We start from the raw sequence: 10,300 nt of genomic DNA, 5'->3' as shown, positions 1-10,300 counted from the left end.
CTGTCGACCGACCCATCTCGAACCTGCCACGGAGGGCGCATTCTAAGACAGATTTGCAACCATGGATCGATCTTTCGCATATACCAAGTTTCTAACAATCCTTGCGATTCGCCTTGACGCGGAACGCAAGACGTCGTCGATAGATCAGGCCCAGCCGGTTCGGATCACATGTTTGAAGTCACTGCCGAGGATTCGTTCGATTTCCGTTCGAAGGAATATGCCGAACTCTTCGCCAGTTCGGCGGCGACGGCTTTTCAACATCCCATATGGCTGAGCCAGCTCTATGAGAGGATCGTACGGCAAGGCGCTGCCACGCCACTTGTCATCGTCGTGCGAAACGGTGCGGGTGGAAAGCTCGCGATGGTTTTGCCCCTGGTCAGGCGCCGGTACACATTGCTCAAAGTGGTCGAATTCGCCGACATGCGCGTTTCCGACTACGTATCGCCAGTCGCCGACGAGGAGACCTTCTCGCGCATCGTGGCGGACAGTCGAGCCGTTGCCGCGATCCGAAGGCATCTGAAGCCTTACGATCTCCTGCGCATCGGCAAACTGGCGGACCGCTCATTGGCGATCGAGCGGCTCCTTGGCATCGACAAGCGCGAAAGCATGGGCATGAGCGCTTACTCCAGCAAGCTGGAGCCGACATTCGCCGCCTGGCGCGAGCACCAGCTCGACCAGTCCTACCGCAAGGAGCTCGACAAGAAATCCCGGCAGCTTGGCCGAATAGGAGAGGCGCGCTTCGCATGCGCTGACAACGTCGCTGCCATCCGCACGACTTTCGATGCGCTCAAAGTCTATCGCGGCAAGCGTTTCGATGGCAGCAACGGCCCCGCCGACCTGCTGCAATTGCCGTCCTATTTCGATTTCTATCTGGCTGTGGCGACCGAAGGGTGCGGCGGTTTTGCTCGCACCTACACTTTCTGGATGAACGATCGGGCGATCGCCGGCGCGCTTGGCCTTGAGCACCGCGGCTCGCTGCTTGTCATTCTGGGCGGGTTCGACGAGGCCGGCTACAGGAAGCAGTCGATCGGCAGCCTGATGTTCGAACAGATCGCCCGCGACTGTATCGAGCGCGGCGACCATTCCCTCGATTTCACCATCGGCGACGAGCCCTACAAGCGCATCTTCGGCGGCCGGCCATCGCCTATGTGGCAGATCTTCCGAGCCGGCAGCCCGCTCGGCCTGGCGGCGCATCTGACGGTCGAGAAATTGCCGGCGGCCAAAGCGCTGGCGCGGCGCGTGCTCGGTTCGCACGGGAAGAAGGCCGCCGCTGGTCATGTGGTGACGTCGCCAGCCTCCACCGACGAAGTGGCTGGGCCTTGAGGTCGGAACGAGCCCAAGGCGCGCCTCCCAAAACCACTGCGCAGTTTGTGCGACAGATCGGCTGATTGGCCTGCGATCACGCCACGGGTTCGACCGCGGGCTTTCTGAGGTTGCGCAGCCTGGCGGCGAAAGCGGGGCTTAGATTGTCGATCTCGTGCATGATGCGGCGGCGGCTGAAGTGAATTTGCCGGCGCGCGCGCCAGCGCAGGTCGGTGTCGATGGTCAGGCTGCGGCGAAAATGCGCCAGCTGGAGACCATGCTCGTCCATCGCCTGCTTTACCGGATCGGCGTAGAAGGTCGCGATCTTTGCGGCGGCCATGCCGGGTGAGGCCAGCCATTGCGGCACATGCACCGTGCATAGGCGCTCGACATCGGTGAGCAGCCGGCTGACGCCCGTCCCTGCGGCCGGACAGGATGTCTGGTAGGCATCGCCGATCAGGACGGCGCCGTCGCGCACGCAGTTCTCGGCGACGGTGATGTCGGTGAGCCAGCTCTCGACCCGGTCGATCACTTCGAAATCGCCGAATGCCTTGACCAGACCCGGGAGCGTTTCGATGAGCGTTTGCCTGGGATTGTCGCGCAGCGCCTTGACCCAAGGGTCGCGATGCTCGCGGAAAACGAAGAGATTGGCGCGGGTGACTTCGGCGGCGGGGAACAGGTTCAAATAGTCGATGCCGTCGGAAACCCGTTCGCCGTAATAGGTGAGGGCGGGGTGCCGGAAGGCGCTTGCTCCCACCGGGCGAAGATTGAAGCCGAAGGTCAGCGACTGCCGCTGGTGGACGAACTTGCGCTCGATGCCAAGGTCGCGGCGCAGAATGTCACCCATGCCGGTGGCCAAAACGAGAAGCCGCGCCGTCACGTCGCCGTGTCCGAGGATCGACACACGCTGGCGTTCCGGGCCTGCCTCCAGTCCGCTCACCCGACCAGCGATGAAGCGCACGGTGTCGGGCAGTTCGGCCCGCATTGCGGCGACGAGGTCATCGTAGAAAATGCCGTAGTGCCGGGCGTTCGTGCGGTCGAGCAGGCGCCCCTTGCGAATGTTGACGATTTCGTCGAATGCCACGGCCGCTGCGGAAAGCCCGTCCAGAAGGCCGATCCGGCGCAGTTTTTCGATCTGGTCGCCGGCGATCTTCTCGACGCGGAATTCGCGCGGAAAAACCTGATGGCGGTCGATCAGCGTGACGTGATAACCGGACCGCCCGAGCACGTTTGCCGCCAGAGTGCCGGAAAGCCCGCCGCCGACTATGACGACCTCCGTGTCGGTTCCGGCAGGCAGCGGACGGTGGAGACGCTCTGCTGTCATCTGGAATACCTCAATATGGCGTAGATGGCCTGGGGACTTGTGGTGAAATAGCGCCAGAAAAGCCGGCGCGGCTCCATCAGCGCGCGCCACAGCCACTCGAATCCGGCCTTCTGTACCCACAGGGGCGCGCGCCGGACCTTGCCGGCGATATGGTCGAAAAGCCCGCCCGACGTCTTGATCACCCCGACATTCTGGAGTCGCGATGCAAAGTCGCGGACGAAGATCTGCTCGCGCGGAACACCGAGGCCCAGCCACAAAATGTCGGGCGCAAGTGCGTTGATCTCGTCGAGCTTCTTTTCAAGCGCCTGGCCGGCAAGGAAGCCGTGGCAGTGCCCGACGATGCGCAGGCCGGGGTATCTGGCTTTGACACTCGCAACGGCCTTGTTGTTCTCGGCCTCTGTCGACCCCAGCAGGTAGAAGGTCGTGCCTTCCTGTTCGGCAAGCTTGGCCACGTCGTGAAAGAGGTCAGTGGTGGCTACCCGCTCCGGCAGATGCGTTCTGCACAGCAAGCGTGAGGCGAAGACCAGCGGCTGGCCATCGGCGAAGATCTGGTCGGCTTCGCTGAAAAGCACGGCTACGTCCACATTCGCGCGAGCTTGGGCGATGACATCGCCATTGGCGGAGGTGAAATAATAGGGACGGCTGCTGCGGATATGCCGCCGTGCCGCCGCGATCATCAAGCGCGCGGCTTTTGGCCGGTCGATCACCGTGATCGGTAACCCACCAAGCTGCACGGTTGGAAGGGCGAGAAGGCTCGCCTGGAAAGCAACGGCTTCCTGCTGAGCGATATCAGCCGCGCTTGCGAGCCCGGCTGAAAGTTGACGATGCGAACGGGGAGACTGGGTTGCGGACGTCGCGGCTTGCGCGGAACCGGGAGGCCCCGATCCACTGATCGTGGCCTCATCTCTTCCAAGATCCCTTGGAGAGGTCTCTGAAATTTTGCGCATAGAAAAACTGCCCCATCCCCAGTATATCCAAACTACCCCCTTGCTTGGCACCATAAGTAAAAAAATCGGAAAGTTAAGCGATAGATTAATAATTAGTTAATATGTAAATCTTGTCTAAAAGTTTAAAGATCAAAATGGGTGGGAAGATCTGGGCCAATTTTCCAATGACCGCCGCCCAAGTGGCAGCGGCACTGTCTGTTCTGCGGCTATTTCCGTGATGTCTACAAGGACAACAAGCTGTCCGGTGCGTCTCACCTGACTCGATATCGGCCAGCTTCAGCGGCGCTGGCCGCTTATCGAGGCCTGGTAGACCAACGACGTCCAGCTGTTGGAGGAGGCGAGGTGACAGTAGACCAGCCCCAGCGCTCCTGATTTCCTGAGGTCGAGAAAGGCCTCGTCGCTCAATTTGTTGAAGGCCGGCTCGTCGATCACCCGGAAATCGGTGAGGTTGAGCACCTCGCCGCCCTCCAGCGTCACCTTGCTCTGGCGTGGCGCGAACAGTCCGTGCGCATCGACCTTATCAATCATGGCGCGGGTCGCGTTGAAGTCGACCTGGAATTGGTTGCAGAAGGTCAGCGCCTGTTTCGTCGCGTCCGCTGCCTCGGTCCCGTTGAAGAATGGAGCGATCTTGCCGCCGTCCTCACGGAACGGCGCCAGCAGTTGGTCGACGACGCGCTGGCTCGCCCGGTCGACGCACAGTGTCAGACGACCGGTCGTCGTCGTCTCGTCTGCGAGAACGAAAGGATAGCGGCGGACATTGGCCGGAACATAATGCGGTTCGGTCCATTTGCCGTCGGCATCGACGAACAGGTTCTCGTTCTGGCGCAGGCCGGTGATGATCACCGGTGCCTTGGCGGCGCCGATGAAGACGATGGGATAGGAGCGCATCGCCGCCGGCATCTCCGACGCCACCACCGGAATCGCGTGCGCCGAGCGGGCGAAGCCAAAGTCGGCCCGCGCGGCCAGCCCCAGCGAGCCGTGCCTTATCGGGTTGAGCGCTTCCGGCCTGGAGTAGAACAGCGGCGAGGCGGCGCCCGCCGCGTTTTCCGCTGCCGGTGCCGTTTTTGTGTCGCTGTCAGCCATCGTCCGTCTCCCTTTTGCCGCCATCCGATCGCGTTGGCTCAATTAACGCATGATACCGAAAATCGAAAATCGTTTGTTTCGCTGAAACTTCAGTTGGCAAAGGATCATGCATAAAATCGAAGTAATGCGGGTTTACCGATCTGCAGTGCCAGGTTTCGCAGAAACTCACCGAATCCAAGACGGGCCAGCGGGTGCTCACCATGACCGTCCGTCGCGAGAAAACCAATGGCGGCCTGGCCGTGCTGCTGGCGCTGCCACATGGCTGTTCCTGCCCTCCGGCGCCTCCTACCAGATCGACACCGGACAGAAGGCAACGGTTGCCATCCAGACCAGCGACCAGAATGGCGCCTACGCCGCCGTCCCGCTGACGCCGGAACTCTCATCACGGCGATGAAGGCGGGGACCAATCTCAACATCGGCATGAAATCGGTGACGCGCAAGCCGGTGACCATTCCGGTTTCACTGTCCGGCTTCACGGGGGCGATCGACAAGCTCGAAGCAATCAAATAGCCGCGAAGAGCCTCTGCTTCGGGGGCTGCCACCAGCGTGCCGCTGGCCTCAAGCCGACCGGGAAGGGCCACTGCTTGGCCTCCACGAACGACAGCGCGGGCAAGGTTCTATTTCTGACGGAAGGCGGAGTGAAACGAGGTGAGCAGCGGGCCCAATATGTAGTCGAGGGCGGTGCGCTCCTCGGTGACGATCATCACCGAAGCCGGCATGCCAGGATAAAGTGCGATCTGCGGTGCCGCGGCCAGTTCGGCCGGATCGACCGCGATGTCGGCGACATAGTAAGGGAAGCCGGTCTTGGCGTCGGTGATGCGATCCGCCGAAATGCGGGTGACGCGTCCATGGATGATCGGTATCGAACGCTGATTGTAGGAGGTGAAGCGAACTTCGGCCGTCATGTCGGAGCGCAGGTTTGATATGTCCTCGACGCGAACCTGCGCCTGGACGATCAGCGAATTCTGCGTCGGCACGATGTCGAGAATCGTCTGGCCCGGAGCGACGATCGCACCGATCGAAAAGACGCTGAGATCCATCACCTGGCCATCATAGGGCGAGCGGACTTCGGCACGGTCCATGGCGGCCTGGGCGGCGAACATCTTGGGCACGAGGTCTGCCAGGCCCGATTGCGTGTCGATCAGCATGGCGGAAAGCTTGGCCCGGCGCTCGTTGGTCAACTGGGCGATCTGGCTTTCCAGCTCGGCCTTCGACTGACGGCTGCCGGCGATTGCCCCCAGATTCTCGTCGATCAGGCCCTGCAGACCGGAGGCTGATCTGTCCAATTCCAGAATGCGCGGCCGTGTCGTCAAGCCGGCCTTGAGGAGCTTGGACAGGCTGACCTTTTCATCGATCGTCGATTGCAGCTGGGCCCGGTACGATTCGACGCGAGCCTGCTTGCCCTGGATCTGCTCATCAAGCTCGGCAATCCGCCGCTGCAGGATCTGCCTGGCGCCGGCCATCGAGGCGCGCTGGCTTTCCAGATCGGCGATCTGGTTTGCCATGGCATCCTTGAGATAAGGCACGTGCTCCTTGAGGATGTCCTGCGGAAAGGCAACTGCCCCGCTGCCATCAAGCTCGGCCTTGATCCTGGCGTCGGTGGCGCGCAGGAGCGCATATTGCTGGGCGTAGAGGTTGAACTCGGAACGGATCCTGGTGTCGTCGAGGACCAGCATGACCTGGCCCGTCTTGACGATGTCGCCGTCCTTGATCCGGATTTCCTTTACCGTTCCACCGTCGAAGTGCTGAACGCTCTTGCGATTGCCTTCCACCTTGACGACCGCATCGGCCAGCACGGCGCCGTTCAGCGGGGCAAAGGCGGCCCAGCCGCCGAAGACGCCGAAGAAGGCGATGATGATCAACAGGCCGATATAGGCCGGCACCCGGATGGAATCCGGGGCCGGGATGCCGGCTTCGCCGGGCAGGCTTCTGTAAATGAGGGCGCTGTCGCTCAACGGTCACTCCTCAGGCAGGTCATTGGGTTGCCACCGCAATTGAAGTCGCACGCTGATTGAGCCGTGCCACGATCTCGTTCCTCATGCCGAAAGCTTCGACGGCGCCGTCCCGCAACAGCAGGATCTTGTCGACATTTGCCAGCGTCGACGGCCGATGCGAAACGATGATCACCGTGCTGCCGCGACGCTTGAGCTCGATCGCGCACTCGCTCAGCGCACGGTCGCCATCGGCGTCGAGATTGGAGCTCGGCTCATCGAGAACGATGAGGTTCGGCGTGCCGAACACAGCTCGGGCAAGCGCGATCCGCTGCCGGTATCCTCCCGACAGCACGGCGCCGCCTTCGCCGATCTGCGTCTCGTAGCCTTGCGGCAGGCGGATGATCATGTCGTGCACGCCGGCGAGCCGCGCGGCCTCGATCACTTCCTGGTCGACATTGGTCTTGAAGCGTCCGATGTTGGCGGCGACGGTGTCGGAAAACAGCTCGATGTCCTGCGGCAGGTAGCCGACGTGGTCGCCGAGCGCGTCGCGCCCCCAATGCGACAGATCGGCGCCGTCCAGCCTGACGGTGCCGCGGCTGGGCTGCATGACGCCGGCGAGGTGACGGGCCAGCGTCGACTTGCCGGCACCCGAGGGGCCGACGATCCCCAGCGCCTCGCCTGCCTCCAGCCGGAACGATACGTCTCGCAGAAGCACCTTCTGCTGGCTGGGTATGGCAAAGCTGACCTGCTCGACCGAAATCTTGCCGGTGGGCTTGGGCAGGTTGAACGATCTTTCGCTCTGTGCACCGCCGTCGATCAGTTTGTGAACCCTGGTCAGCGCCGCCCGCGCCAGGACCAGGTTGCGCCAGAGGCCGACGATCTGTTCGACGGGCTGCAGGCCTTTGCCCAGCAATATGCTGGCCGCGAACATAGAACCGGCCGTGGTCTGCCGTTCGATCACCAGATAGGCGCCGAGGCCGAGGATCAGCGACTGCATGGTCAGGCGCAGGAACCGGATCACCCCCGACATCAGGGCGGCGCGGTCGCTGGCTTGCGTCTGACGCCGGAGCGCCAGGCTGCGGTCGCGCCCCCAGCGGCGGATGAGGCCGTCGATCATGCCCATGGCGCGAATAACTTCCGAGTTCCTCAGGCTCATCTCGGTGAAATTGTAGTTGGCCGTCGCCAGATCGTTGGCCTGCTTGAGCGGCGCGCGCACCAGATACTCGTTGATGACCGCCATGGCGACGAGCAGCAGGGACGAGCCGAGCGCAAAGAAGCCGAGCCAGGGGTGCAGCAGGAAGATGATGGCGATGTAGATGGGCGACCAGGGAAGGTCGAACAGCGCATTGATGCCCATGCCGGTGATGACCTGCCGGAACGTGTCGAAGTCACGCACCGGCTGGCTCTGCGAGGAGCCCGACTGCGAGGTCTCGACCGACGCGGCCACGATCCTCGCCGCCAGCAGCCGGTCGAGGCGCACGCTGGCGCGCGTCAGGATCGTGGCGCGCATGAGGTCGAGGCCGGCAAGCGCAAGGAACGCCGCCAGCAATGCGATGGTCAGCATCACCAGCGTGGTTGCGCTGCCGCTGGTCACCACCCGGTCGTAGATCTGCAGCATATAGAGCGGGGAGGCGAGATAGAGCAGGTTGATCGCCAGGCTGAAGCCCGCCGCGATCAGGAAATAGTGGCGGCACGCCAGCAGGGCGTCCTTCACGATCTGCGATTTTCTGTCGAGACTCAAATACCCAGCGGAGAACCGCCCCCCTGTCCACCTGTATGCCGATACTACTCCCGATCCTTCAGCCGGCCACGCAGTCCGTCGATATTCTTGTCGTAAACCTTAACGCGCAGGCTGGATCAGGAAATGCTACGGGAAGTGAGCCGCAACGCGGCTCACTTCCCGGGGTTCAAAGCACGAAGTCGCTCGCTGTCAGTCCGAGCCCGGTACCCGTCAGCGTGATCTGGAATTCGGTGTTGCCCGCGTTTCCGTTCACGTCGGCGCGGACAATGGTGTTGCCGCCGACTTCCGACCAGGTGATGCTGTTGGCGACGGTGGCCGCATTCTGCCCTCCGAACAGGAAGGCCTGGTCGCCGGCGGCTCCGCTGGCATCGATTGAGGACAGGTCGATCTTGTCGACCCCATGCACGAAGTCGGTGATGGTGTCGAAATTGCCTCCCCCCGGCGCGGAGTCCGTGACGATTGGTCCATAGTAGAATGTGTCGGATCCTGCCCCGCCGGCGAGCGAATCGGCACCGACGCCGCCAACGAGCCGGTCATTGCCGTCGCCGCCATTCAGCGTGTCGTTACCACCTTGGCCGAACAGCGTGTCATTGCCGGCCAGGCCGAAGATCTGGTCCGCCCCGCCATTACCGTAGAGGATGTCGTCGCCGTTGTTATTCGTAGGATCGTTGAAGGTTTCGCCCGAATTGCCATTGCTGCCGGTGATAACCTGGAACGTCTCGCTGTACTGGTAGGCGGGACCAGCGGGATCGCCGACCTGCGTAGCCTGTACGGTCACCGAAACCGTCTTGCTTGGCGACAAATTGGCCGCGCTGAGCGTGCTGCCGGTGATCGAAAACAGTCCCGCGTCCGATTGCGAAGTGATGCTGTAGACAAAACTGCCGAGATCCGGGTCGGTCGCGGTCAGTGCTCCTGTAAACTGGAACGAGCCGAAACTAACGTTGTCCGTCGTGGTGCTTGGCGTGAGCTGGATGTCCGTCGGAGCAAACCGCGGCGGGCCATCGTCAGCGCCATTGATGGTTATCGAGACCAGCTTCGCCGTGCCGTCCTCGGAGAAGACGGTAAAGCTGTCGTTCAATGGCTGGCCGTCATTGAGCGCGTTGACCGTCGGGTTCGAGTTGTCGAGCGTATAGGTCCAGACACCCGCGGCGGTCACGGTGTAGGTTCCGTAGCCGAGCGCGCTGGCTGTCGCGGAATTGACGGCCTGGAACGAGTCCGTGGTATTGTCGACATCGGTCGACAGCAGATCGCCGGTCGCGGTCGGCGTGCCGCCGCCGTTGGAAGCGCCCGCTTCGACGACCGTCCCAGCCGCCGTGCCCGTGATCACCGCGGCGTCGTTGGTGCCGGTGATGGAGATGCTGATCACCTGGCTGGTGCCGTCCTCGGAGAAGACGGTGAAGCTGTCGGCGAGCGGATCGCCGTCATTGAGGGCATCGACCGTGGGATTGGTGTCGTCGAGCGTGTAGGTCCAGTTGCCGTCGGCATCGATGGCGAAGCTGCCATAGGTGGCGTTGCCGCTGTCGGGCTGGAAGACGTTGTCGGGATTGTCGACATCGCTTGCCGTCACCGTGCCGGTGGCCGTCACCGGCGCATCGGCGCCGTCCTCGTCGACCGCACCGGTGGTGGTGCCGGCGATGATGGCGGCGTCGTTGGTGCCGGTGATGGAGATGCTGATCACCTGGCTGGTGCCGTCCTCGGAGAAGACGGTGAAGCTGTCGGCGAGCGGATCGCCGTCATTGAGGGCATCGACCGTGGGATTGGTGTCGTCGAGCGTGTAGGTCCAGTTGCCGTCGGCATCGATGGCGAAGCTGCCATAGGTGGCGTTGCCGCTGTCGGGCTGGAAGACGTTGTCGGGATTGTCGACATCGCTTGCCGTCACCGTGCCGGTGGCCGTCACCGGCGCATCGGCGCCGTCCTCGTCGACCGCACCGGTGGTGGTGCCGGCGATGATGGCGGCGTCGTTGGTGCC

At 62.7% G+C, this 10,300-nt stretch carries 9 protein-coding genes; 2 read left to right on the top strand and 7 right to left on the bottom strand.

Features of this window, described 5'->3' with window-relative positions:
- Positions 1–168: 168 nt before the first annotated feature.
- Complete coding sequence (locus ACFX5Q_RS14175; RefSeq protein WP_404278797.1) at positions 169–1,323, top strand: GNAT family N-acetyltransferase; 1,155 nt, start codon at positions 169–171, stop codon at positions 1,321–1,323.
- Between the two features lie 76 nt (positions 1,324–1,399).
- Here the strand turns inward: ACFX5Q_RS14175 and ACFX5Q_RS14170 are convergent, their stop codons facing one another.
- The 4 genes from ACFX5Q_RS14170 to ACFX5Q_RS14155 form a co-directional block, all read right to left on the bottom strand.
- Positions 1,400–2,626 carry an FAD-dependent oxidoreductase gene (locus tag ACFX5Q_RS14170; RefSeq protein ID WP_404278795.1) on the bottom strand — a complete coding sequence of 409 codons (1,227 nt, stop codon included), beginning with the start codon at positions 2,624–2,626 and terminating at the stop codon, positions 1,400–1,402.
- On the bottom strand, positions 2,623–3,573 hold the full coding sequence (locus tag ACFX5Q_RS14165; RefSeq protein ID WP_404278793.1) for a WecB/TagA/CpsF family glycosyltransferase: 951 nt from the start codon (positions 3,571–3,573) through the stop codon (positions 2,623–2,625). The genes ACFX5Q_RS14170 and ACFX5Q_RS14165 overlap by 4 nt, the downstream gene beginning before the upstream one ends.
- 276 nt (positions 3,574–3,849) lie before the next feature.
- Positions 3,850–4,656: a SapC family protein gene (locus ACFX5Q_RS14160; RefSeq protein ID WP_404278791.1), complete on the bottom strand. Its 807-nt coding sequence runs from the start codon at positions 4,654–4,656 to the stop codon at positions 3,850–3,852.
- 104 nt (positions 4,657–4,760) lie between these two features.
- Positions 4,761–4,916, bottom strand: a complete 156-nt coding sequence (locus tag ACFX5Q_RS14155) for a hypothetical protein (protein WP_404278789.1) — start codon at positions 4,914–4,916, stop codon at positions 4,761–4,763.
- 130 nt (positions 4,917–5,046) lie between these two features.
- On the opposite strand from ACFX5Q_RS14155, the gene ACFX5Q_RS14150 reads away from it, so the two are divergent.
- A complete protein-coding gene (locus ACFX5Q_RS14150) occupies positions 5,047–5,166 on the top strand; it encodes an invasion associated locus B family protein (RefSeq protein WP_404278787.1) in 120 nt (39 codons plus the stop codon).
- 107 nt (positions 5,167–5,273) lie between these two features.
- Here ACFX5Q_RS14150 and ACFX5Q_RS14145 read toward each other — a convergent pair whose 3' ends face one another.
- From ACFX5Q_RS14145 to ACFX5Q_RS14135, 3 genes are all read right to left on the bottom strand, one after another.
- A complete protein-coding gene (locus ACFX5Q_RS14145) occupies positions 5,274–6,611 on the bottom strand; it encodes an HlyD family type I secretion periplasmic adaptor subunit (protein WP_404278785.1) in 1,338 nt (445 codons plus the stop codon).
- A 19-nt stretch (positions 6,612–6,630) separates the two neighbouring features.
- Positions 6,631–8,304 (bottom strand): type I secretion system permease/ATPase, encoded by a 1,674-nt coding sequence (locus ACFX5Q_RS14140; protein ID WP_404278783.1) that lies wholly within the window; start codon positions 8,302–8,304, stop codon positions 6,631–6,633.
- A 193-nt stretch (positions 8,305–8,497) separates the two neighbouring features.
- Positions 8,498–10,300: VCBS domain-containing protein (locus ACFX5Q_RS14135; protein WP_404278781.1), on the bottom strand; the 1,803-nt coding region annotated here is incomplete at its 5' end.

This window comes from Mesorhizobium sp. IMUNJ 23033, from assembly GCF_044778005.1.
Classification (GTDB): domain Bacteria; phylum Pseudomonadota; class Alphaproteobacteria; order Rhizobiales; family Rhizobiaceae; genus Mesorhizobium; species Mesorhizobium amorphae_A.
The sequence above is the reverse complement of the archived record's forward strand: the minus strand, read 5'-3'. Positions and strand labels throughout refer to the sequence as shown.

Bases quoted from the DNA above. Each gene is read 5' to 3' on its own strand.
- ACFX5Q_RS14170 (WP_404278795.1), bottom strand. From the start codon at position 2,626: ATGACAGCAGAGCGTCTCCACCGTCCGCTGCCTGCCGGAACCGACACG.
- ACFX5Q_RS14160 (WP_404278791.1), bottom strand. From the start codon at position 4,656: ATGGCTGACAGCGACACAAAAACGGCACCGGCAGCGGAAAACGCGGCG.
- ACFX5Q_RS14150 (WP_404278787.1), top strand. From the start codon at position 5,047: ATGAAGGCGGGGACCAATCTCAACATCGGCATGAAATCGGTGACGCGC.
- ACFX5Q_RS14155 (WP_404278789.1), bottom strand. From the start codon at position 4,916: ATGTGGCAGCGCCAGCAGCACGGCCAGGCCGCCATTGGTTTTCTCGCG.
- ACFX5Q_RS14175 (WP_404278797.1), top strand. From the start codon at position 169: ATGTTTGAAGTCACTGCCGAGGATTCGTTCGATTTCCGTTCGAAGGAA.
- ACFX5Q_RS14165 (WP_404278793.1), bottom strand. From the start codon at position 3,573: ATGCGCAAAATTTCAGAGACCTCTCCAAGGGATCTTGGAAGAGATGAG.